19 protein-coding genes and 2 tRNA genes are annotated in these 22556 nt (G+C 75.6%); 11 read left to right on the top strand and 10 right to left on the bottom strand.

The features are described 5' to 3' along the window. The first annotated feature begins 2 nt into the window (after positions 1-2). Positions 3-1067 (top strand): NAD(+) diphosphatase, encoded by a 1065-nt coding sequence (nudC, locus tag PH190_RS20905; protein ID WP_274233512.1) that lies wholly within the window; start codon positions 3-5, stop codon positions 1065-1067. A 157-nt stretch (positions 1068-1224) separates the two neighbouring features. Here nudC and PH190_RS20900 read toward each other — a convergent pair whose 3' ends face one another. Genes PH190_RS20900 through PH190_RS20885 form a run of 4 tightly spaced genes read right to left on the bottom strand, consistent with a single transcriptional unit; the run spans position 1225 to position 6678 of the window. After that, a complete protein-coding gene (locus tag PH190_RS20900; protein WP_274233452.1) occupies positions 1225-1470 on the bottom strand; it encodes a mycoredoxin in 246 nt (81 codons plus the stop codon). 34 nt (positions 1471-1504) lie between these two features. Further along, the gene (locus PH190_RS20895; protein WP_274233451.1) at positions 1505-4813 is read right to left on the bottom strand and encodes a bifunctional proline dehydrogenase/L-glutamate gamma-semialdehyde dehydrogenase; all 3309 of its coding nucleotides are present in this window, start codon (positions 4811-4813) and stop codon (positions 1505-1507) included. Between the two features lie 60 nt (positions 4814-4873). Then, the gene (locus tag PH190_RS20890) at positions 4874-5710 is read right to left on the bottom strand and encodes an ABC transporter permease (RefSeq protein WP_274233450.1); all 837 of its coding nucleotides are present in this window, start codon (positions 5708-5710) and stop codon (positions 4874-4876) included. Further along, complete coding sequence (locus tag PH190_RS20885) at positions 5707-6678, bottom strand: ATP-binding cassette domain-containing protein (protein ID WP_274233449.1); 972 nt, start codon at positions 6676-6678, stop codon at positions 5707-5709. The genes PH190_RS20890 and PH190_RS20885 overlap by 4 nt, the downstream gene beginning before the upstream one ends. 90 nt (positions 6679-6768) lie before the next feature. Here PH190_RS20885 and PH190_RS20880 point away from each other — a divergent pair, with 90 nt between their 5' ends. The 3 genes from PH190_RS20880 (at position 6769) to PH190_RS20870 (ending at position 9739) form a co-directional block, all read left to right on the top strand. Continuing rightward, entirely contained in the window at positions 6769-8883 is a 2115-nt protein-coding gene (locus PH190_RS20880; protein ID WP_274233448.1) for an ATP-dependent DNA helicase UvrD2, read from the top strand. A gap of 164 nt (positions 8884-9047) precedes the next feature. Next, a complete protein-coding gene (locus PH190_RS20875; RefSeq protein WP_274233447.1) occupies positions 9048-9245 on the top strand; it encodes a hypothetical protein in 198 nt (65 codons plus the stop codon). 194 nt (positions 9246-9439) lie between these two features. Next, positions 9440-9739, top strand: coding sequence for a WhiB family transcriptional regulator (locus PH190_RS20870; protein ID WP_274233511.1), 300 nt, complete (start codon positions 9440-9442; stop codon positions 9737-9739). 179 nt (positions 9740-9918) lie between these two features. On the opposite strand, the gene PH190_RS20865 is transcribed toward PH190_RS20870, so the two are convergent. Both PH190_RS20865 and PH190_RS20860 read right to left on the bottom strand, forming a co-directional pair. Continuing rightward, the gene (locus PH190_RS20865) at positions 9919-11232 is read right to left on the bottom strand and encodes an ABC1 kinase family protein (RefSeq protein WP_274233446.1); all 1314 of its coding nucleotides are present in this window, start codon (positions 11230-11232) and stop codon (positions 9919-9921) included. Positions 11233-11275: 43 nt separating this feature from the next. Further along, positions 11276-12358 (bottom strand): ThiF family adenylyltransferase, encoded by a 1083-nt coding sequence (locus tag PH190_RS20860; protein ID WP_274233445.1) that lies wholly within the window; start codon positions 12356-12358, stop codon positions 11276-11278. A gap of 54 nt (positions 12359-12412) precedes the next feature. Between PH190_RS20860 and PH190_RS20855 the strand changes: the two genes are divergently transcribed. After that, on the top strand, positions 12413-13024 hold the full coding sequence (locus PH190_RS20855) for a M48 metallopeptidase family protein (protein WP_274233444.1): 612 nt from the start codon (positions 12413-12415) through the stop codon (positions 13022-13024). Here PH190_RS20855 and PH190_RS20850 read toward each other — a convergent pair. Beyond that, positions 13021-14484: a zinc-dependent metalloprotease gene (locus tag PH190_RS20850; RefSeq protein WP_274233443.1), complete on the bottom strand. Its 1464-nt coding sequence runs from the start codon at positions 14482-14484 to the stop codon at positions 13021-13023. The genes PH190_RS20855 and PH190_RS20850 overlap by 4 nt on opposite strands. Positions 14485-14665: 181 nt before the next feature. On the opposite strand from PH190_RS20850, the gene PH190_RS20845 reads away from it, so the two are divergent. From PH190_RS20845 to PH190_RS20830, 4 genes are all read left to right on the top strand, one after another. After that, positions 14666-15709, top strand: a complete 1044-nt coding sequence (locus PH190_RS20845; protein WP_274233442.1) for a YlbL family protein — start codon at positions 14666-14668, stop codon at positions 15707-15709. Positions 15710-15869: 160 nt separating this feature from the next. Continuing rightward, positions 15870-18896: a UPF0182 family membrane protein gene (locus PH190_RS20840; RefSeq protein ID WP_274233510.1), complete on the top strand. Its 3027-nt coding sequence runs from the start codon at positions 15870-15872 to the stop codon at positions 18894-18896. 71 nt (positions 18897-18967) lie between these two features. Next, a tRNA-Met gene (locus tag PH190_RS20835) sits at positions 18968-19041 on the top strand. A gap of 60 nt (positions 19042-19101) precedes the next feature. Beyond that, positions 19102-19175 (top strand) — tRNA-Met (locus PH190_RS20830). A 218-nt stretch (positions 19176-19393) separates the two neighbouring features. Here the strand turns inward: PH190_RS20830 and PH190_RS20825 are convergent. Together PH190_RS20825 and PH190_RS20820 are read right to left on the bottom strand one after the other, a co-directional pair. Beyond that, the gene (locus PH190_RS20825) at positions 19394-19771 is read right to left on the bottom strand and encodes a DUF952 domain-containing protein (protein ID WP_274233441.1); all 378 of its coding nucleotides are present in this window, start codon (positions 19769-19771) and stop codon (positions 19394-19396) included. Between the two features lies 1 nt (position 19772). Next, on the bottom strand, positions 19773-20333 hold the full coding sequence (locus tag PH190_RS20820) for a GNAT family N-acetyltransferase (RefSeq protein WP_274233440.1): 561 nt from the start codon (positions 20331-20333) through the stop codon (positions 19773-19775). Between the two features lie 154 nt (positions 20334-20487). Here PH190_RS20820 and PH190_RS20815 point away from each other — a divergent pair, with 154 nt between their 5' ends. Continuing rightward, positions 20488-20772, top strand: coding sequence for a YggT family protein (locus PH190_RS20815; RefSeq protein WP_274233439.1), 285 nt, complete (start codon positions 20488-20490; stop codon positions 20770-20772). Between the two features lie 109 nt (positions 20773-20881). Continuing rightward, on the top strand, positions 20882-21481 hold the full coding sequence (locus tag PH190_RS20810) for a class I SAM-dependent methyltransferase (RefSeq protein ID WP_274233438.1): 600 nt from the start codon (positions 20882-20884) through the stop codon (positions 21479-21481). A 15-nt stretch (positions 21482-21496) separates the two neighbouring features. Here the strand turns inward: PH190_RS20810 and PH190_RS20805 are convergent, their stop codons facing one another. Then, the gene (locus PH190_RS20805; protein WP_274233437.1) at positions 21497-22447 is read right to left on the bottom strand and encodes an alpha/beta fold hydrolase; all 951 of its coding nucleotides are present in this window, start codon (positions 22445-22447) and stop codon (positions 21497-21499) included. Positions 22448-22556: the final 109 nt, after the last annotated feature.

Here is a 22556-nt window from a genome sequence, read left to right as displayed (position 1 = left end):
ACCTGCGCGCCGCCTTCCACCTCGACGCCGACCCGTCGCTGTCGCGCTCGACGGTCGACCGCCGCGAGCAGCTGCGCGTCGACCCGGAGCACGTCAAGACGCTCTGGCCCGACGCGCAGGTGGTCCTCGTCGACCCGCACGGCCGCACGCCGGTCGAGCGGGGCGACGACGGCACGCTCACGCTGGCCTTCGCCCCGACGACGGGGGTCGGCGACGCGATCCCCGACGGCGCGGTGCTCCTCGGCGAGGAGGACGGCACCGCGTACTGGGCGGTGCGCGTGCCCGACCCGGCCGAGGCGGAGTCGAACGACGCCGGCTCGGGGTTCATGACCGCCGAGCAGTGGGAGCGCGCGGGCGGCGGCCCGGACCACGACAACTGGACCGACCTGCGCAGCTCGGGCGCCGACCTCGACGCCCGCAGCGCGGGGCTGATGACCACCGCGGTGGCGCTGCTCAACTGGCACGACCGCTCACGGTTCTGCGCGCGCGACGGCTCGCCGATGGACGCGATCAAGTCGGGCTGGGCGCAGCTGTGCCGCGCCGAGGGGCACGAGGAGTACCCGCGCACCGACCCGTCGATGATCTGCCTGGTGCACGACGGCGCGGAGGGCGACCATGCCCGGGTGCTGCTGGCGCGCCAGCCGATCTGGCCGCGGGGCCGCTACTCGGTGCTCGCCGGGTTCGTCGAGGCCGGCGAGTCGCTGGAGGCCTGCGTGGCCCGCGAGTGCGCCGAGGAGGTCGGGGTCGACGTGCACACGATCTCGTACCTCGGCTCCCAGCCGTGGCCCTTCCCGCGCTCGCTGATGATCGGCTTCACGGCCGTCGCGGACCCGGAGCAGGCGATCAAGCTCCAGGAGGGCGAGATCGAGGGGGCGCGCTGGATCACGCGCGCCGAGCTGCGGGCGGCGCTCGAAGCCGGCGAGTGGTCGCACCGCGACGGCGCCGTGCGGGGGTCGCGGGGCGTCGGCGGCACGGCGTTCGAGGCGGGCAGCGGGCGCGAGCTCATCCTGCCCGGCGGCGTGTCCATCGCCCGCGCCATGCTCGAGGCGTGGGCGGCCGCCGGCTGAGGCGTCGGGGTGGTGGCAGCGAACGCGCTGTTCGCGGCTTCTACGCGCGCAAAGTCTCCGGTCGCTCCGCCGGTCGAGCGTGCCCCGACGCAACGAACGGGCCGTTCGTACGCCTAGAAGCCGCGAACAGCGCGTTCGCTGCGACTCGGGGAGCGACTCAGGAGGCGGCCTCGACGCGCGCCAGGGTCTCCTTGACCTCGGCGAAGCTGGGGTTCGTGGCCGCGCTGCCGTCGGGGTAGACGACGGTCGGCACGGTGCGGTTGCCGCCGTTGATCTTCGTGACGATCTCGGCGGCGTCGGGCTCGCGCTCGATGTCGACCTCGGCGTACCCGATGCCCTCGCGGTCGAGCTGCATCTTCAGCCGCCGGCAGAAGCCGCACCAGCTGGTCGTGTACATCGTCATCTGTGCCACGGGGCGTACAACGCCGCGAGGCCGCTCAGACTTCCAGGTGGCCGAACCGGTGACGGGTCACACTGACCGCCTGCTCGCGCAGCACGCTCAGCATCTCCCGCCGCCCGTCGGCCACCACCGGGCCCTCGACCAGCGACGACCCGGCCGTGGCGGCCGCACGACGCAGGTCGTCCGTGGGCGTCCCGACGACGCGGATGCGCTCGCCGGGTCCGGGGGATCCGTCCCGCTCGTGCACCGGCACGCCGGCGCAGGTCGCCGCGAGCCGCACGCGCAGCACGTCGCGCGGGCGGGCGTCGGGCCCCACGACCAGCCGCAGGGCGGGCAGCGGCCGGTACCGGAAGATGTTCGCCTCGACCCGCAGCCCGGTCGGGTCGTGCTCGACGGAGAACTCGTCGCGCCACGCCGCGGCGTCCGACCCGGTCGCGGCGCGCAGCCAGGTCAGGTCGTCGGGGCCGAAGTCGGGGGCCGCGGTGGCGAGCAGCTCGGCCGCGGCGGCCTCGAGCGGCGCCGACGGCAGCGCCTCGAGCGGGCCGTCGTGCCACGTCCCGAACTGCGCGACGTAGTTCGGCCCGCCGGGCTTCGCCCCGGGCCCCACGACCGAGCCCTTCCAGCCGCCGAACGACTGCCGCTGCACGATGGCGCCGGTGATGTGGCGGTTGACGTAGGCGTTGCCGACCTCGACCCGCTCGCTCCAGTGGTCGACCTCGTCCGGGTCGAGGGCGTGCAGGCCCCCGGTCAGGCCGTAGCCGGTGGCGTTCTGCAGCGCGATCGCCTCGTCGAGGTCCGCCGCGTGCATGAGCCCGAGCACGGGCCCGAAGCACTCCGTGAGGTGGAACCACGACCCCGGCGCCACGGGCTCCTTGACGCCGGGCGTCCAGAGGGTCGAGCTCAGCCGGCGGGGCTCGACCAGCCAGCGCTCGCCCTCGTCGAGGCGGGTCAACGCCCGCTCGAGCTTCGCGTCCGGGGGCCCGATGAGGGGGCCCATCGTCGTCGAGGGGTCGCTGCCGTGGCCGACGCGCAGGGTGCGGACGGCGTCGGCGAGCTGGCGGTGGAACCGCGCGCCGGCGGCCGTCCGCGACGACCGCACCGACCCGACGAGGATCGCCAGCGACGCCGCCGAGCACTTCTGCCCGGCGTGCCCGAAGGCCGAGCGCACGAGGTCGGCGACGGCGAGGTCGGGGTCGGCGCTGGGCGTGACGACCAGCGCGTTCTTGCCGCTCGTCTCGGCCACGAGCCGCAGGTCGGGGCGCCACGACCGGAACAGCGCCGCGGTCTCCGACGCCCCGGTGAGCACGACGTGGTCGACGGCCGGGTGTGTGACGAGACGCCGGCCGGCGTCCCCCTCGTCGGTGTGCACGAGCTGCAGGGCGTCGGCGGGGATGCCGCCCCGGTGCAGCGCGGCGACGCCGACCTCCGCGCAGGCGCGCACCTGCGGCGCCGGCTTGATCACCACCGACGCCCCGGCCGCGAGCGCCGCGACGCAGCCGCCGAGGGGGATGGCGATCGGGAAGTTCCAGGGCGGGGTGACGACGACGACCCGGTCCGGGGTGAAGGGCGCGCAGGCGAGCTCGGCGGCCCGGTCCGCGTAGTAGGCGGTGAAGTCGATGGCCTCGGAGATCTCGGGGTCGGCCTCGGCGATGGTCTTGCCCGCCTCGCCGACCATGACGGTCAGCAGCTCGCCCCGCGCCGCGGCGAGCGCCCGCGCGGCGTCCCGCAGCACGCCGGCGCGCTCGGCGGCCGGACGCGTGCCCCACGCGGAGGCCGTGGCGCGCTCGACGACCGTGTCGACCGCGGCCGGGTCGGTGATCTCCGGCTCGCGGGTGGGCGGGGCCGGGGTGGTGATGGCCCGGCGGGCCCAGTCGCGGTTGGCGGGCAGCGCGGGGTCGGTGTCGGGCTCGTTGCGGAACCGGTCGGGGAGGTGCGGGCTCTCGGTGCCGCGGTCCTGCGTGCGCCGCGGCGAGGCCGGCACCGCGTCGCGGTCGCGCACCGACGCGCGGAACCGGTCGACGTACGACGTGACCCCGGCGTCGGAGAACAGCGCGTAGAGGTAGTTCTCCGGCGAGGCGTTCTCCTCGAGCCGGCGCACGAGGTAGGAGACGGCGGCGTCGAAGTCGCCCGCGTGCACCACCGGGGTGTAGAGCACGAGCTGCTCCGACACGTCCCGCGCGACCACCCGCGCCTGCGCCGGCGCCATGCCCTGCAGCATCTCGACGTCGATCTGCCGCTCCGCGCCCCGCGCCGCGGCGAGCTCGACGGCCAGGGCCACGTGGTGCAGGTGGTGACTCGCGACGCCCAGGCGCAGCGCGTCGACGAGGTCGCCGCCGATCGCGCGGTCGAGCAGCCGGACGTAGTTGGCGTCGACCTCGGCCTTGCTCGTGTACGGCGCCTGCGGCCAGTCGTGCAGCTCGGCGTCGACCTGTTCCATCGCCAGGTTGGCGCCCTTGACCAGCCGCACCTTGATCGGCGCGCCGCCCGCGGCCACCCGGCGGCGGGCGAACCCGGCGAGCTCGGTGAGCGCGCCGAGCGCGTCGGGCAGGTAGGCCTGCAGCACGATGCCGGCCGGCACGTCCTCGAGCCCCGGCCGCGAGAGCAGCGCGGTGAAGACCGCGACGGTGAGGTCGAGGTCCTTGTACTCCTCCATGTCGAGGTTGACGAAGCTCCCGGTGTCGCGGGCGAGCTCGAACAGCGGCACCAGGCGCTCGACGAGCCGGTCGCGGCTGCCCTCGAGGTCCCACGGCACGAGCTGGCTCGCCACCGACGACGCCTTGACCGACACGTAGTCGACGTCGTCGCGGCGCAGCAGCTCCATGGTGTGCTCGAGGCGCCGGTCGGCCTCGTCGTCGCCGAGCACCGCCTCGCCGAGCAGGTTGAGGTTGAGCCGGAAGCCCTCCTCGCGCGCCTGCGCCAGCCGTCGCGTGAGCCCACGCCCGCCGGCGTCGACGATGAGGTGCCCGACCAGCGCCCGCAGCCGCCGCCGCGCGAGCGGCACCACGACCCGCGGCGCGCGCGGTGCCGCCAGCGCCCCCGCGCGCAGCAGCGCCCGGTCGCGGCCCTCGATGAACGCCGGCAGCGACGCGCGCGGCCCCGCCAGCCGGGCGAGCTCGCGCGCGGCGACCTCGTCGTCCTCGGGGCGGGCGACGCGGTCGACGAAGCGCAGCGTGAAGTCGACGCCCGCCGGGTCGTGCATGAGCGCGGCGAGCTGCGCCGACGGCCCCGACTGCTCGCCCGCCGACCCGGCCCGTGCCCACTGGTCGGCGCGGACGCCCGCGCGCTCGACGAGGTCGTCGGGGATCCCGCCGGCCTCGAGGGTGGGGCGCGCGAGCTGCTCGGTCATGCCTCCATCGTGGCCCTGTTCGGGCCGGGCGTCGCGCGCGCTGCCCGACCCGCGCCCCGCTCAGACCCGCGTACGCAGCGCCCACACCGCGAGCGGCCCGAACACCGCCGCGAACGCGACGCCCCACAGCAGCGTCGCGACCGCGTTGGCCGCCACCGGCCCGCCGACGAGCAGCCCGCGCAGCGCGTCGGCCATCCGCGTCACCGGGTTGATCGCCACCCACGCCTGCAACCAGCCCGGCATCGTCTCGGTGGGCGCGAAGGCGTTGCTGGCGAACGTCAGCGGGAAGAGCACGGTGAAGCCGTAGATCTGCACCTTCTCCGGGTCGCGCGCCAGCACCCCGAGCAGTACCGACGTCCACGAGAACGCCAGGGTGAAGGCCACGAGCAGGCCGAACGCGGCGAGCACCGCGACCGGGCTCGTCGTGATCCGGAAGCCGAGCACCACCCCGACGACCAGCAGCACGACCAGCGACCAGAGCTGGCGCACCACGTCGCCCATGATCCGTCCCGACAGCGGCGCGGACCGGGCGATCGGCAGGCTGCGGAACCGGTCGAACGTGCCCTTCTGCAGGTCGGTCGCGAGCCCGGTGGCCGTGTAGATCGTCAGGAACAGCGCGTTCTGCGCGATGAGCCCGCCGAGCGCGAACTGCAGGTAGGCGTCGGCGGAGCCGTAGATCGCGCCGCCGAACACGAACGTGAACAGCAGCACGAACATGATCGGCTGGATCGACAGGTCGAGCAGCTCCGACGGGTTGTGCTTGATCTGCACGAGGCTGCGCCACGCCATGGTGAGCGACTGGCTCGCCCACTGGGCGGGCGTCACCCGGCGCGGCGCCGCCGGGGCGTCGAGGGCAGGGCCCGCGGGGCGCGCCGGCGCCGTGCGGTCGAGGGTCACGCCGTCTCCCGGAGGTCGGTCTGGTCGTCGGTCGGCTCGACCGCGCGGTGGCCCGTGAGGGCGAGGAACACCTCGTCGAGGGTCGCCCGGCGCAGCGTCAGCTCGGCGAGGCGGACGCCCACGTCGTCGAGGCGGCGCACCACGGCGGGCATGAGCGACTCGTCGGGCGCGGGGACGGCGACCGACCCGTTCTCGACGGTCGGCGTCGCCCCGGCGAGCTCGCTCGCGACGCGCTCCACGACCGCGAGCTGCTCGGGCTGCGCCGGGCGCATCTGCAGCACCGCGGCGCCGGCGCGGGCCTTGAGGTCGTCGGGCGTGCCCGTCGCCACCACCGTGCCGCGGTCGATGACGACGATGTCGTCGGCGAGCTGGTCGGCCTCGTCGAGGTACTGCGTCGTGAGCAGCACCGTCACGCCGTCGCCGACGAGCGAGCGGACCATGTCCCACAGCTCGTTGCGGCTCGCCGGGTCGAGCCCCGTGGTCGGCTCGTCGAGGAAGAGGATGCGCGGGCGCCCGACCAGCGACGCCGCGAGGTCGAGCCGGCGGCGCATGCCGCCCGAGTAGGTGCGCGCCGCGCGACCGGCGGCCTCGGTGAGCCCGAACTGGTCGAGCAGCTCGGCGGCCCGCCGGCGGGACGCGGCGCGCGACTGCCCGAGCAGGCGGGCGATGAGCACGAGGTTCTCCGTGCCGGTCAGCGCCTCGTCGACCCCGGCGTACTGCCCGGTGAGCCCGATGAGCGAGCGCACGCGGTGGGGCTCGGCGACGACGTCGTACCCGCCGACGAGGGCCCGCCCCTCGTCGGGCGCGAGCAGCGTGGCGAGCACGCGCGTCGCCGTGGTCTTGCCCGCGCCGTTGGGCCCGAGCACGCCGAGGACGGTGCCCTCGACGGCCGAGAGGCTGGCACCGGCGAGCGCGGTGGTGGCGCCGAAGCGCTTGACGAGACCCTCGGCCTCGATGGCAGGTGGCACTCCTCCACGGTGGCACGGGGGTCCGACAGTGGTCATGGAGATTTCGGAGTCCCGCCCGTGACCGTCGGTCCGGGTTGAGACCATGGGGCCGTGGGTGGCGGCGACGGGAGCAGGGCGACGACGGGGCTCGACCCCGAGCAGCGGGCGGCGGTCCTCGCGCCGCGGGGCCCGGTCTGCGTGCTGGCGGGCGCGGGCACGGGCAAGACCCGCACGATCACCCGGCGGATCGCCCACCTCGTCGCCGCGGGGCACGTCCAGTCGGGCCAGGTCCTCGCCGTCACGTTCACCGCGCGGGCGGCGGGCGAGATGCGCACCCGCCTGCGCGACCTCGGCGTCGGCGGCCCGGGGCAGCCGCCGGTCCAGGCGCGCACCTTCCACGCCGCGGCCCTGCGCCAGCTGCGCTACTTCTGGCCGCGCGTCGTCGGGGGCGCGCCGTGGGAGGTGCTCGAGGGCAAGCTGCGCCTCGTCGGCCAGGCCGCCCAGCGCGCCGGCGCCCCGACCACGCGCGAGTCCCTGCGCGACCTCGCGAGCGAGATCGAGTGGGCCAAGGCCTCGCTGGTCCCCGCGTCGGACTACGCGGCCGCCGCGGGCAAGGCGGCCCGGGACGTCCCGGCGCCGGTCGAGCAGGTCACCGCGGTGTACGAGACCTACGAGGCGCTGAAGAACCGCGCCGAGGTCCTCGACTTCGACGACCTCCTGCTCCACACCGCCGCCGCGCTCGAGGAGCACCCCGAGGTCGCCCACGAGTTCCACGAGCGCTACCGCTGCTTCGTCGTCGACGAGTTCCAGGACGTCACGCCGGCCCAGCACCGCCTGCTGCGGGCCTGGCTGGGCGGCCGCGACGACCTCACCGTCGTCGGCGACGCCAACCAGACGATCTACTCGTTCGCCGGCGCCAGCCCGTCCTACCTGCTCGACTTCCCGCGCGTGTTCCCCGAGGCCACCGTCGTGCGCCTCGTGCGCGACTACCGCTCCACCCCGCAGGTCGTGGCGGCGGCCAACACGGTGATCGGGGCCGCCCGCGGGCGCGCGGCCGGCTCCCGGCTGCGCCTCGAGGGCCAGCGCCCGCCCGGCCCCGCGCCCGACTTCGCCGAGCACGACGACGAGCCCGCCGAGGCCGCCGCCGTCGCCACGGCGATCCGCGACCTGATCGACGAGGGCGTGGCGCCGGCGGAGATCGCGGTGCTCTACCGGGTCAACGCGCAGTCGGAGGTCTACGAGACGGCGCTCGGCGACGCCGGCATCGCCTACCAGGTGCGCGGCGGCGAGCGGTTCTTCCAGCGCACCGAGGTCCGCACGGCCGTCGCCGCCCTGCGCACCGCCGCGACGCGGGCGCCCGAGGACGCGCGGGGCGAGGGCATGGTCACGTTGGTGCGCGCCGTCCTCGGCGAGCAGGGGCTCACCGACTCCCCGCCCGCCGGCGCCGCCGGGCAGGGGGCGGCGCGCCAGCGGTGGGAGTCGCTGCGCGCGCTGGCCGAGCTCGCCGAGGAGCTCGTCACCGCCGTGCCCGACGCCGACCTCCCGGCGTTCCTCGCCGAGCTGACCACCCGCGCGCAGGCCCAGCACCCGCCGACCGTCCAGGGCGTCACGCTGTCGTCCCTGCACGCCGCGAAGGGCCTCGAGTGGGACGCGGTGTTCCTCGTCGGGCTCACCGACGGCACGCTGCCGATCCAGCACGCCGACGGCGACGACGACGCGGTCGAGGAGGAGCGCCGGCTGTTCTACGTGGGGGTGACGCGGGCGCGGGTGCACCTGCGGATGTCCTGGGCGCTCTCGCGCAACGCCGGCGGGCGGCGGTCCCGGCGGCGCAGCCGCTTCCTCTACGGCCTCGTGCCCGAGGAGCACCCGGCCGCCCGCGTGCCCACCGGGCGCGGGGAGAACGGCGGCTCGCGGGGCAAGCCGGCGTGCCGGCTGTGCGGCAAGCCGCTCGGCGACCCGGAGTCGGCCAAGCTCGGGCGCTGCAGCACCCACCCCTCGGACGTCGACGAGTCGCTGCTCGAGGCCCTCAAGGCCTGGCGCTCGGCGGAGGCGAAGCAGCGGTCGGTGCCGGCCTACGTCGTGTTCACCGACGCCACGCTCATCGCGCTGGCCGAGCAACGGCCGCACGACCCCTCGGGCCTCGTCGCCATCCCCGGCATCGGGTCGTCGAAGCTCGAGCGCTACGGCGCGGACGTCCTGACCCTGGTGCGCGAGCACGCGTCGTAGGCCCGTCGTCGCTCGTCGGTGACCGCACGGAAGATCTCCGGAGAATCTTCTCGAAAATGCGTTGCCCCGGTTCGCGGGGCACGCCTACGGTCGATCACACACCGGCGCACGAGGCTGCCGGTCGGGCAGGACGCCACGTGGGACCAGGAAGGGGGCTCGTGACGATGGACATCGTGACTCTCGCGGGCACCGGTCGCCACGTCGCGATCTGGCGCTCGAACGCGTACGCGACGCCGTTGGTCGGCGTCGCCGCCGTGTGCGAGCAGCAGGGGATGCCGCAGGACCTGCGCCCCCGCCAGAACGATCTCCGCTTCCCGACCGCCCCGCAGCGATCGTCCGCGCCCTCGCGGTGGAGTCCCTAGCACCGACTCCTCCGGACACCACGAGGCCGCGGACCCGCTCCCAGGGACCCGCGGCCTCCGTCGTCTCACCACCCGACGGAACCTCCGCGGCTCCCGGCCCCCGCCGACCCGCCCACCGGAGGTAGACCGTGTCCCCCGCCGGACTCGCCGTCCCGCCCGCCCCCGAGACCGGACCCGAGACCCTCGACGTCGACCTGTTCGACGCCCTGACCACCGTCGACCTCCCCTGCCGGCTCGCCGACGAGGACCTGTGGTTCTCCGACCGGCCGGCCGACCTCGAGCGGGCCAAGCTGCTCTGCGGCGACTGCCCCGTGCGGCGGGCCTGCCTCGCCGGCGCGCTCGAGCGGCGGGAGTACTGCGGCGTGTGGGGCGGCGAGATCTTCGACCGGGGTGCCGTCATCGCCCGGAAGCGGCCCCGGGGCCGGCCCTCCAAGGCCGACCTCGCCCGGGACGCGGAGCTCGCCGCCGCCCGGGCCGCCGCCGGGGTCGCCTGACCCGCCGGCACGCCGGGTCCCGGGGGGAGCGAGGGTCACCCTCGCTGCGTCCCACGCAGCGGGGGTGACCCTCGCTCCCACCGCACGACCCGGCCCCGGACCCCACGAGGGGGAGAGGGGGGCCCGGTGCGCGTCTCGTGCGCACCGGGCCCCGGAGGAGGGCGCCCCGGCTCCGCGGCTCAGCTCGCGAAGCCCGGCTGCCACTCCTCGAAGACGCCGCGCAGCGGGATCTCCGCGTCGAGCTGGCACAGCACCGCCACCGACGCGAGCGTCACGCGGTGCACGAGCAGGTACTGCGGGGGCAGGTTGAGCCCGCGGCCGGTGTTGAACTCCGGGCGGCGCAGGTCACCGAGGCGCTCGGCCTGCCCGCGGATCCAGCTGCGCGTGAAGTGGAACTTGTCGGTGCGCAGCGGGTCGGTCAGCGGGCCGAGGTAGACCACCGCCTCGTCCGCGGACATGTCGACCCCCGGCAGCACGAAGTTCAGCTCGCGCAGCAGCTCGAGCAGCTCGTCGGCGCGGTCCTCGACCGCGAGGCGCAGCATGTGTCCGAGCTCGTAGGGCAGGCCGTCGGGCAGCCGCGCGACGGCCCCGAAGTCGATCACGCACAGCCGGCCGTCGGGCAGGAGCTGGAAGTTGCCCGGGTGCGGGTCGGCGTGCAGCAGCCCCACCCGCGCGGGCGAGGAGAAGTGGAAGCGCGAGAGCAGCAGGCCGACGCGGTCGCGCTCCTCGGGCTCGCCGGCGCGGATGATCGCCGACAGCGGCGTCCCGCTGATCCACTCCGAGACCATGGCCTTCGGCGCCGACGCCACCACGCGTGGCACGACGACGTACTCGTCGCCGTCGTAGGCGGCGGCGAAGGCGCGCTGCGCGTCGGCCTCGTCGCGGTAGTCGAGCTCCTCGGCCATCCGGTCGCGCAGCTCGGCGAGCAGCGGCTTGATCTCCATGCCCGGTACGAGCGGCTGCACCATGCGGCTGAAGCGCTGCAGCTGGCGCAGGTCGGCCATGACGGCCTCCTGCGCGCCCGGGTACTGGACCTTCACCGCGACGTCGCGGCCGTCGTGCCACACCGCGCGGTGCACCTGGCCGATGCTCGCCGCGGCGGCCGGGGTGTCGTCGAACTCGCGGAAGCGCTCGCGCCACCCGCGCCCGAACTGCTCGGCGAGCACCCGGTGGGTGCGGGCGGCCGGCATCGGCGGCGCCGCGGTCTGCAGCCGGGTCAGCGCCTCGCGGTAGGGCTCGGCGAGCTCGTCGGGCACCGCGGCCTCGAACACCGACAGGGCCTGGCCGAACTTCATGGCCCCGCCCTTGAGCTCGCCGAGCACCGCGAACAGCTGCTCGGCGCCGCGGCGCGCGACGTCCGCCGAGATCTCGCCCTGGTCGCCCCCGGCGAGGCGCCGACCCCACCCGGCGGCGGTGCGGGAGGCGAAGCCCAACGGCAGCGAGGCCAGCCGCGCCGACCGCTGGACCGACCGGCGGGGGATGTCATCGGTCACGGAGCCGATTCTCCCCCTCGCCGGGCGTGGCGGCGCGATCAGGTCACGCCGCCCCGGCCGTCAGCGGCCCGGCCGGTTCCCTGACCAGGACGGTCGCCCCGGACGTGACGTCGCGCCCACTCCTGTCCCGCCGCCGGGCGGGGAGCGCGTCGCAGCCGCACCCCGGGTGCCGGCGCACGGGCCGGGCGTCGCGGGCGCCGTCGGGTCCGAGCGCGAGCACCACGCCGCGGGTCACCGCGGGGCCGCCGTCGAGGACCGCGAGGATCTCGGTGACGGCGAGCGCCGCCGCCGTGGCCGCGAGCGCGACGGGCACCACCGCCCGGTGGGCCGCGAGCTCGGCGGCCAGGCGGGGCCAGGCCGGGTCGCCGTCGGTGCGGGCGAGATCGTCGCAGCGCAGGCAGGGCGTCGCGCCGGGCAGGACGAGCGGGCCCACCGTCGCGGTGCCGTCCTGCACGGCGACCGGGAGGTGCGCGCGCCCGTCGAGCACCAGCCGGTGGGCGGCCAGCGCGTCGGGCCGGACGGCGTCGGCGAGGACGACGAGGTCCGCCTGCGCGGTGAGCCACCGGCGCGCGGCCGGGGCGCCCGGCGGCGGGGGCGCGAGCGAGGCCCGGGCGACGGCGTCCTGCGCGGCCTCCTGCGCCGGGCGCCCGACGTCGCCGGCGAGCAGGCCGGTGCCGAGGTCGTCGCGGGTCACGACGCCCTCGGCCTCGACGAGCACCCGCCCGACGCCGGCGGCGGCGAGCAGGGCGGCGACCGCCACCGCGACCCGCCCGGCGCCGCGGACGACGACGCGGCGGTCGGCGGGCGCCGCCGGGGGTGCGGCGAGCAGGCCCGCGGCGTGCAGGCGGTCGAGCAGGGCCCGTGCGGCGGCGGGGGAGGAGCCGGCGGCCACCGCCTCGGCGAGCACGCGGGCGACCGGGCGGGTGCCGTCGAGGGCGGCGACCATCCGCGCGAGCGGCGGGGTCAGGCCGTCGACGACGAGGACGTCGGACCCGCCGGCGCCGAACTGCACGACGTCGGGCGACCGGTGCAGCGCGGGGCGGCGCAGGCGGGGCCGGTCGGGGAGGGGCGGGACGAGGGGCGGGGTGCGGGACGGGACGAGGGACGTGACGGGAGCTGGGAGCACACCTTCTTCGACGCACCGGCGGCCCGTCCGGATCCGACTCCTACCCTCGGTGACGTGGCGGACACGCAGCCGGAGGTGGAGGTGCGCCGCAGCGCCCGGCGGCGGCGCACGGTGGCGTGGCGGCGGGAGGGCGAGAAGGTCGTCGTCCAGATCCCGGCGTCGATGTCGCGGGCCGAGGAGCGGCGCTGGGTCGACGAGGCGCTGCGCCGCCTCGAGCGCGCCGACACCCGCCGCCGGCCCGGGCGGCGGGCGGGGGACGCGGACCTCGCCGCGCGCGCCGACCGCCTCGCCCGCGCCCACCTCGACCCCATCGCGCCCGGTGGTGCCTGGCCCCGCCCGGTATCGGTGCGCTGGACGAAGCCCATGCGGACGCGGTGGGCGTCGTGCACGCCGACCGACGGCACGATCCGGATGTCCGAGCGGCTGCGCGACGTCCCGGGCTGGGTGCTCGACCACGTCCTCGTGCACGAGCTCGTGCACCTGCGCGAGCCGCACCACGGCCCGGCCTTCCGCGCCGCCGAGGCCGCCTACCCGCGCAGCGAGCGCGCGATCGGCTACCTCGAGGGCCTCGCCGCGGGCGCCGGGCTGCCGATCACCGACACCGACGATCCGGACGGCCCCGACGTCGAATCCGACGTTGACCCCGACGAGGACCCCGGGTCCTAGCTGCCCTTGCCCCCGTCCGGCTCCCCGCCGGACTCCCCGGACTCGCTGCCCCGCTCGCGGGCCTCCTGCTCGGCCTTCATCTCGGCCTCGAGGCGGGCGAGCGGGTCGTCGAGGTCGGTGAAGCCCTGGTCGCTCTTCGGGGCCGCGCCCTCCTCCGACGGCGCGACGGACCGGCGCTCGCCGACGAACGCGGACGGGTCGTCGAGGTCGTCGGCGGTCGGCATGAGGTCCGGGTGCGCCCACACCGCGTCGCGGCCCTCGATGCCGCGCTCGTCGGTGAGGCGGCGCCACAGGTCGGCGGCGTCGCGCAGGCGGCGCGGCCGCAGCTCGAGCCCCACGAGCGTCGCGAACGTCTGCTCGGCGGGACCGCCGGATGCGCGCCGGCGGCGCAGCGTCTCGCGGAGGGCGACGGCGCCGGGCAGGCGGTCGCCCACGGCGTCGGCGACGACGACGTCGACCCAGCCCTCGACCAGCGCGAGCAGCGTCTCGAGGCGGCGCAGCGCCGCCTTCTGCGACTCGGTGGTCTGCGGCTCGAACATCCCCGAGCTCATGAGCTCCTGGAGCGACGCCGGGTTGGTCGGGTCGACCTCGCGGGCGAGCTCCTCCATCCGCGACGTGTCGATGTGGATGCCGCGCGCGAACTCCTCGACCGTGGCGAGCAGCCGCTGGCGCAGCCACGGCACGTGCCCGAACAGGCGCTGGTGGGCGGCCTCGCGGGCGGCGAGGAAGACGAGCACCTCGCCGGCCGGGCGGTCGAGCCCCTCGGTGAAGGTCGCGATCGCCGCGGGCAGCAGCGCCGCGGTGCCCTCCGGGCCGAGCGGCAGGCCGACGTCGCTGGAGGTCAGCACCTCCTTGGCGAGCTGCGCGAGACCGGCGCCGAGCTGCGAGCCGAAGGCCATGCCGCCGACCTGCGAGATCATCCCGAGCATCGGCCCGGCCATCTGCCGGGCCTCCTCGGGCAGGCCCTCGACCCAGGCGCCGGCGACGCGCTGCGCCACCGGGTCGCACAGCCGCTGCCAGGTGGGCATCGTCGTGTCGATCCACTGCGCGGGGGACCACACGGCCACCTGCGAGGCGCCCGAGGGCAGTGTCGTGGCGTCCTCGAGCCAGAGCTCGGCGAGGCGCACGGACTCCTCGGCGGCGCGCTGCTGCTCGCCGGTCGGCGCCTTCTTGCCGTCCTCGCCGAGCTGTTGGTGCGCCATCTGGGTGGCCAGCTTGTAGTTCACGGGGCCGTCGGCGCCCGGGCCGGACGACTGGCTGAGCATCTGCCCGAGCTGGGTCAGCATCTGCCCGAGCTGTCCCATGTCGAACCCGCCCGGCCCGCCGGCGCCGCCGGGCAGACCACCCATGCCGGGCAGGCCGAAACCGAAGCCGCCCGCGCCGCCGGCGCCGCCCGATCCGGAGCGGCGGGACTCGTCGTCGGGATCGGAGGGCCCGAAGCCGAAGGGCAGGTCACTCATGGTGTCGACGGTACGCGGGTACGCCGTGCCGCGGGGGTGTGCAGGCACGCCGAGGGCGAACACCCGGGAAGCTCCCCGGCAGACCGCAGCAACGGCGTAGGACAGGGGCGGGAACGGGGCGGCGACCGTCCGCGAGTCCCCGCCCGGTCGACCCGGTCCCCGGTCACTACCCTGTGCCGCCGTGACCCGGTTGCGCGCGACCCTCGCGCTCGGACTCGTGCTCGCCGGGGTGCTGGGGCTGCTGGGCGCGACGGTCCGGGTGCCGTTCGTGGCGCTGGGCGACGGCCCGACGTTCGACGTCCTGGGCAGCGGGCAGGACGGGCGCACGGTCGTCGACGTGTCCGGCCCCGTGCCCGTCTACCCGGCCTCGGGGCAGCTGCGGATGACCACCGTCGCGGTGACGACACAGGTCACGCTGTTCGGCGCGATGGCGATGTGGGCGTCGGGCGAGGAGCAGGTCCTGCCGCGCGAGTCGGTCTACCCGCCGGGGCGCTCCAGCGAGCAGGTTGACCAGGAGAACACCCGGCAGTTCGCGCAGTCCGAGACCGACGCCGAGGCCGCGGCCCTGCGCTACCTCGGCTACCCCACGGCGGTGCAGGTCGGCTCGGTGCTCGACCGCTCGCCGTCGGCGGGGCTGCTCTCGCCCGGCGACCGGATCGTCGCCGTCGACGGGCGCCCGGTGACGACGCCGCAGGAGGTCGTGGACGCGCTCGCGCCGACCCGCCCCGGCCAGCCGGTCACCGTCACCGTGCAGCGCGGCCCGCTGGGCAACCCGGGCCCGCGCACCGACGTCACCGTCGTCGCGGCCGCGCGCCCCGACGGCGACCCGCGCGGCTTCCTGGGGGTCACGCCGACCAACGTCGTCGACTCGCCGGTGGACGTCCGCATCAGCCTCGGCGACATCGGCGGCCCGTCGGCCGGGCTGGTGTTCGCGTCGGCGATCGTCGACAAGCTGACCCCGGGCGACCTCACCGGCGGCCACGTCGTCGCGGGCACCGGCACGATCGACGCCACCGGCCGCGTCGGGGACATCGGCGGCATCCGGTTCAAGATGGACGCCGCGCGCCACGACGGCGCCGAGGTGTTCCTCGTCCCGGCCGGCAACTGCGCCGAGGCCGTCGCCGAGGCGCCCGACGGGCTGACCCTCGCGCGGGTGGGGACGCTCGGCGAGGGGATCGCCGCCCTGGAGGCGGTCCGCGAGGGGCGCCCGCCCGTCCCCTGCTGAGGGCGCGACGTCCCAGGTGGCGGGCCACCCGGCCCCGAGCAGGGCGCGAGGGATCCGGACATGCCGGGCCACGTCAACCCCACACCGTGTTCGTAGAGTGGCGTCCGCACGCGTGGGCTCGCCTGCGCAGGAGAACAACGTCTGGCAGGAGTGTGACCCCGTGGCCAACCGGCCCCCGACCGCGACGCCCCAGCTGTCGCGACGGACGAAGACGCTGCTGATCGTCGGCGCGGTCGCGCTCGTCGTCCTGCTCGGCGGTGCCCGGCTCGTCGACGTCTACGTCGACTGGGCCTGGTTCGGGGAGGTCGGCTTCCGGGGCGTCTTCACGACGATCCTGTGGACCCGGGTGCTGCAGTTCGTCGTCGCCGCCGTGCTCATGGGCGGCCTGCTCGCGCTGAACCTCGTCATCGCCTACCGGGTGCGCCCGGTGTTCGTGCCGGTCGCCGGCGCCGGCGCCGGCGAGGACCCGGTGGCGCGCTACCGCACCGTGGTGCTCTCGCGGCCCCGCTGGTTCGCGATCGGCATTCCCGCCGTCGTGGCGCTCATCGCCGGGCTCTCCGCGCAGGCCGACTGGCAGACCGTCCAGCTGTTCCTGAACTCGACGCCGTTCGGGATCGCCGACCCGGTCTTCGGCCACGACATCGCGTTCTACGTCTTCCAGCTGCCGTTCTACCGCTGGCTGCTGAGCTGGCTGTTCGTCGCGATCGCCGTGAGCTTCGTGGCCGCGCTCGTCGCGCACTACCTGTTCGGCGGCATCCGCCTCGCCGGGCGCAACGGCGCCGTCGCCCCGCCCGCCCGCGCGCACCTCGCCGTGCTCGCCGGCACGTTCGTGCTGCTCAAGGCCGTCGCCTACTTCTTCGACCGCTACGAGCTGCTGTTCTCCGACCGCAAGGCGGCGGAGGGCGGCGCCAACTTCTTCGGCGCCACCTACACCGACCTCAACGCCGCGATGCCGGCCAAGCTCATCCTGCTGATCATCGCGGTCATCTGCGCCGCGGCGTTCTTCTCCGCGGTCGTGCTGCGCAACCTGCAGATCCCGGCGATCGCCCTGGCGCTGCTGGTGCTCTCCAGCGTGCTGGTCGGCGCGGCGTGGCCCGCGGTGCTCGAGCAGGTCTCGGTGCGCCCGAACGCGATCGACCGCGAGGCGCAGTCGATCTCCTGGAACATCGCCGCCACGCGGCAGGCCTTCGGACTCGGCAACGTCGGCGTCGTGCCCTACGCGCCCCAGGTCGCGTCGGCCGCGGGCAACGCCGCGGTCCCCCCGCAGGACGTCGCCAACAGCCAGGCGACGCTGAACAACATCCGGATCCAGGACCCGTCGCGGCTGAACCGGACCTTCGCGGTGCAGCAGCAGCTGACGAACTTCTACGCGTTCGCGCCCCAGCTCGACATCGACCGGTACACGGTCAACGGGCAGCGCCAGGACTTCGTGCTGGCGGCCCGTGAGATCAACCCCGACGCGCTGATCGGCAACCAGCAGGACTGGATCAACCGCCACCTCGTCTACACGCACGGCCAGGGCATCGTGTCGGCGCCCGCGGACCGGGTGAACGTCCCCAGCAACGCCGAGGCGAGCCAGGGCGGCCTGCCCGAGTTCGCCGTCAGCGACTCGAGCAACCCCGGGCCCTTCGGCCTGAGCCCCGACGGCGCGCGCATCTACTACGGCGAGTTCGTCGGCGGCACCGACGACTACGCGATCGTCGGCGGCAACCCGGGAGCGCCGCCCCGCGAGTTCGACGGCCCCGGACGCCCGGCCAACGCCTACACCGGGCCCGGCGGCGTGCCGCTGGGCAACTGGGCGCAGCGCTTGATCTTCGCCGCCGCCTACGGCGAGCGGAACATCCTGTTCAACGGCTCGATCGGCTCCGACTCGCGGATCATGTACAACCGCACGCCGATCGAGCGGGTGGAGAAGGTCGCGCCGTGGCTGCGCACCGACGTCGACCCGTACCCGGCGGTCGTCGACGGCCGCCTGCAGTGGATCGTCGACGGCTACACGACGCTGCCGCGCTACCCGTACGCGCAGCAGGTCGGCCTCGGCCAGGCCACCAGTGACTCGCTGCGGCCCACCGGCGCCCCGGGCGCCGCGGGGTACATGCGCAACTCGGTGAAGGCCACCGTCGACGCGTACAGCGGCGAGGTGCGGCTCTACCAGGTCGACGAGCAGGACCCGGTGCTGCGGACGTGGATGGCGGCGTTCCCGGACGTGGTGCGGCCGGCCGCCGAGATCTCGCCGAGCCTGCGGGCCCACTTCCGCTACCCGGAGGAGATCTTCAAGGTCCAGCGCGACCTGCTCACCCGGTACCACGTCGAGAACCCGCGGGACTTCTTCTCCACGCAGAACTTCTGGACCGTGCCGGAGGACCCGACGCGGGAGAGCAACGCGGCGATCCCGCCGTACTACCTGCTCGCGGGCGACCCGCGCCCCGGCGCGGCACCCGACACCCAGTTCCAGATCACGAGCACGCTGCTCGCGCTGTCGCGCCCCAACCTCTCGGCGTACCTCTCGGTGAGCTCGGAGCCCGAGACCTACGGGCAGATGACGGTGCTCGAGCTGCCCGCACAGCTCACCGGCGACCAGCGCGGTCCGCAGGGTCCGCAACAGGTCCAGGCGGAGCTGCTGACCAGCAACTCGGTCAACCAGGGGCTGTTCCCGCTGCGCCAGTCCGGGACCCCGGTGCAGGTGCAGTACGGCAACCTGCTGACGCTGCCGGTCGCGGGCGGGCTGCTCTACGTCGAGCCGATCTACGTCGAGCGCAACGCCCAGACGTCGTTCCCGCAGCTGTTCGGCGTGATCGCCCGGTTCAACAACGGCGACATCGGCTACGCGCCGACGCTGCAGGGCGCGCTGCAGGCCGCGTTCCAGGGCGTCCCCCTGCCGCCGGGGCTCACGGTGCCCGGGCTGGGAGCGACGCAGCAGGCGCCGACGACCCCCGCCCCCGGCGCCAACACCGGGGCCGGGCCGCTGCCGGCCGGCACGCCGGGGCAGGCGCTGAGCCCCGAGCTCTCCGAGGCGGTGACGGCGATGAACGACGCCCTCGACCGCCTGGCGCAGGCGCAGGCGGCGCGCGACTTCCAGGGCATCGGTGAGGCCGAGGCCGCCCTGGACTCCGCGATCACGCGCTTCCGGGCGGCCACGGGCGCCTCGCCGGCCACCCCGGCGGCGCCCGCGACGGCGGGGGGCTGACGGCCCGCCGGCGCCCACCCCCCTCCGCGGAGCGGGGTGGGCGCCGGTGTACTGTTGGTGACACAACGCAGCGCGGGGTGGAGCAGCTCGGTAGCTCGCTGGGCTCATAACCCAGAGGTCACAGGTTCGAATCCTGTCCCCGCTACGACACCGTCGCCGGAGGCTTCCGGTCGGCGGGATCCCCAGCCCAGGGCCACGGGCACGGCGCGGGGTGGAGCAGCTCGGTAGCTCGCTGGGCTCATAACCCAGAGGTCACAGGTTCGAATCCTGTCCCCGCTACGCGTGACACGGCCCCCGACCCCTCCGGTCGGGGGCCGTCGTCGTTCCCGGGGTGGTGCTCGGTGCTCGCGTGGGGTCGGTCCGAGATCAGCAGGTCGTTGTGCACCTCGGCGGGCGCTCTCGCGTGCTCCTGGTCCTGCTGATCACTCCACCGGGAACGGGTGCCACCTGGCCGAGGGCACCCCTCGCCCGTCTCCTCGATCGAGGGTGCCCTTCGCTCAGCCCGGGGCGGGCGGCGACGCGACGCCGGGCGGCGGGCGGAAGGTCCCGTCCGGCTCGGGCACGAGGTCGTGCACGGCCACGACGGCGTCGAGGGGCAGCGGGCCGTAGACGTGCGGGAACCACGGGCCCCGGGGGTCCTCGCCACCGCCCGGCCCCACGCCGGGCTCCCAGCGCACGGGGACGTCCAGCCGGGCCGGGTCGACGACGAGCACCACGACGTCGGCCCGGCCCGCGAAGAGGCGCGACGCGGGCAGGTGCACGGTGCCCGGGTCCGAGCAGTGCACGAACCCGACCTCGGCGAGCGACGGCGGCCGGCGCGCCCCGTCGCGGCGCGCGGCCTCGAGCTCGCCGCGCGAGCAGAGGTGCAGGATCACGTCAGGCGGTCGGCGACGGCGCGCGCATCGGCCGGTGGGACTCCCAGCGCCACACCTTGCCCCGCCGCGACCCGCCTGGGCCGGACTCGTCGCGGCGCCGCGACTGCACCCGGACCAGGCCGTTCGCCGTCAGCACGCTGGCCGCGGGCGCCCGCTCGGGCAGCGTGTGCGCGACGACCGTCTGCACCGCCGGGTCGGCGAACGCGCGGGCGACGAGGGCGCGGGTCATGGCCGTCGCCCAGCCGCGGCCCTCGAACGGCGGGAAGGTCCAGAACGCGATCTCGACGCGGCCGCCGCGCAGGGGCCCGCGGAAACCGCAGGTGCCGACGACCTGGTGGTCCCGGGGGTCGACGGCCAGGAACGTGCAGGGCTCGATCGGGGCGTGGGGGAGACCGCCCGCCGGGGTGTCGCACGCCGCGGGAGCCCCGAACTGCTCCTCGTCGGGACCCTCGCTGCGCAGCACGGCGTCGACCAGCGGCTCGACCCCCACCGTGCGCAACTCCGCCAGACCGGGTGCGCCGGGGCCCGTCAGCCGCTCGTCGACGGGCACCAGGACGACCACCGGACCTCCACCCGTCGAAGCGACCACCATCGTGGTGGCGGGGCTGACGGTAGCCAATCGTCCGGGCGCTCAGGAGCCACCCCTCGGTCTCGCGCGCAGGGCCGGTTGCAGGGCCGTGCCCGGCGACCCCGACACATCAGGCACTCTGGAGGGCATGGAGCTCGCCCGCCTGCTCGTGTACTACGCGCTGTTCGTGCTGTGGCTGTTCATCGTGGGCCGGCTCGTGGTCGAGATCGTGCGCAGCTTCGCGCGCGACTGGCGCCCGGCCGGGGGCACCGCGGCCGGGCTCGAGGTGCTCTTCATGGTGACCGACCCGCCGGTCAGGCTGCTGCGCCGGCTCATCCCCGCGATCCGGATCGGGAACATCAGCCTGGATCTGTCGATCATGATCCTGCTGCTGGTGACCTTCATCCTCATGCGCGTGGTCGACCCGCGCTGAGCCGTTCGCGGCATCCCCTCACCTGTTCCGTCGGCGCCGCGCGCGCCGTTGCCCACACGGTGACCCTTCGAGTGGGCGACCCACCTCCGGAGCTGCCACTGTGTCCCGCGTGAGTCCTGTGCGCGACCTCGTCACCTTCGTGACCTCGGCCGTCCGTTCCCCGGCCGTCATCGGCGCCGTCGCGCCCAGCGGGCGGGCGCTGTCCGACCTGCTCGCCTCCGTCGCCCCGGCCGAGGGCCAGCCGGTCGTCGTGGAGCTCGGGCCCGGGACGGGCGTCGTCAGCGCCGCCCTGCGCCGCCGCCTGCCCGCGGGCGCGCGGCACATCGCCGTCGAGATCGACCCGGGGATGGTCGAGCACCTGCGCCGGACGCGGCCGTGGCTCGAGGTCATCCAGGGCGACGCCGCCGACCTGCAGAAGCTGCTCGCCGACGCCGGGGTCGACCGTGTCGACGCCGTCATCAGCGGGCTGCCGTGGACGCTGTTCCCGGAGTCGGCGCAGCGCGGGATCATCGAGCAGGTCACCCGCGTGCTCGCCCCCGGTGCGACGTTCACCACGTTCGCCTACAGCCACGTGACGCGCTTCCCCACCCAGCGCCGCTTCCGCGGGGTGCTCGAGGAGGCGTTCACCGAGGTGACCGTCACGCCGACCGTCTGGCGCAACGTGCCCCCGGCGCTGGCCTACCAGTGCCGGCACCCGCGGACGGCCTGACGCCCGTCCCGGCGCTCAGCCGGTGCGCCGCGCCGCCACCCGCGGCCCGAGGCTCGCGACCGACAGGTCGGCGGGCTCGGTGGCGTCGCAGAAGTCGGTGAGCAGCGCGGCGAAGCGCGCGGGCTCGTCGCAGTGCGGGAAGTGCCCGGCCCGGTCGAAGATCTCGAGGCGGCCGTGCGGCACGAGGCCCGCCGCACGACGGGCGTGCCCGACCGGGATGACCGGGTCCCGCGCGCCCCAGACGATCATCGTCGGCAGGCCCTCGGTGAGGTAGAGGCGGTCGGTGCCGCTGACGCGCTGGCCCCAGGGGCCGATGACGGCCCGGACGGTGTCGACGAACGCGTCGAGGTGCGCCCGCTGCGACAGCGACGCCGCGTGGCGGGCGGTCTCCCGCAGCGACACCGACTCCTCGCCGAGGGACGGCAGCGCCGCCGCGAGTCGCAGGCCCCGCACGCCGAGGCCGAGCACCCCGGTGGAGGCGAGCACCGGCAGCACGTACTCGGCACCCGGCAGCGCGGCCAGGCGGAGCAGCGGGCTGACCCCGCGCCCCAGCCCGCCGGAGGAGACGAGCACGAGCCGCGAGCACATCTCGGGGAACTGGTAGGCGAACTGCATGGCCACCCCGCCGCCGAGCGAGTGCCCGACGACCGTGACCCGCCGGTGCCCGAGCACCGCGAGCAGGTCGCGCAGCCCGTTGGCGTAGGCGCCGAGGGAGTAGTCGCCGCCGACGCCGGCCGACTCGCCGTGGCCGAGGAGCTCGGGGGCCAGCAGCAGCCGGTCGCAGCCCGAGCGCTCGAAGGCCTCCAGGACCGGGGTCCACGTCTCGGCGCTGCCGGCGATGCCGTGGACGAGGACGACGACCTCCGGGTCCTCGTTCGTCCCGCCGTCGGCCGTGACCTCCGGGCACGCCTCGACGTACGACATCTGCTGGCCGTGCAGCGTGCGGGTCCGGCGTGTGGCGGTCATCGTTCGCCATCCTGTCGTGGTCGGGGTCCGACGGCACGGTCGACCGACGTCGGCCGAGCAGAGCAGAGCCAGTGCGGCCCCGGGGCAGACCCGGAGCGGACCCCGGAGG

Source organism: Actinomycetospora straminea, assembly GCF_028737255.1.
GTDB lineage: Bacteria > Actinomycetota > Actinomycetes > Mycobacteriales > Pseudonocardiaceae > Actinomycetospora > Actinomycetospora straminea.
This window is presented reverse-complemented; position numbering and strand designations above follow the sequence as displayed.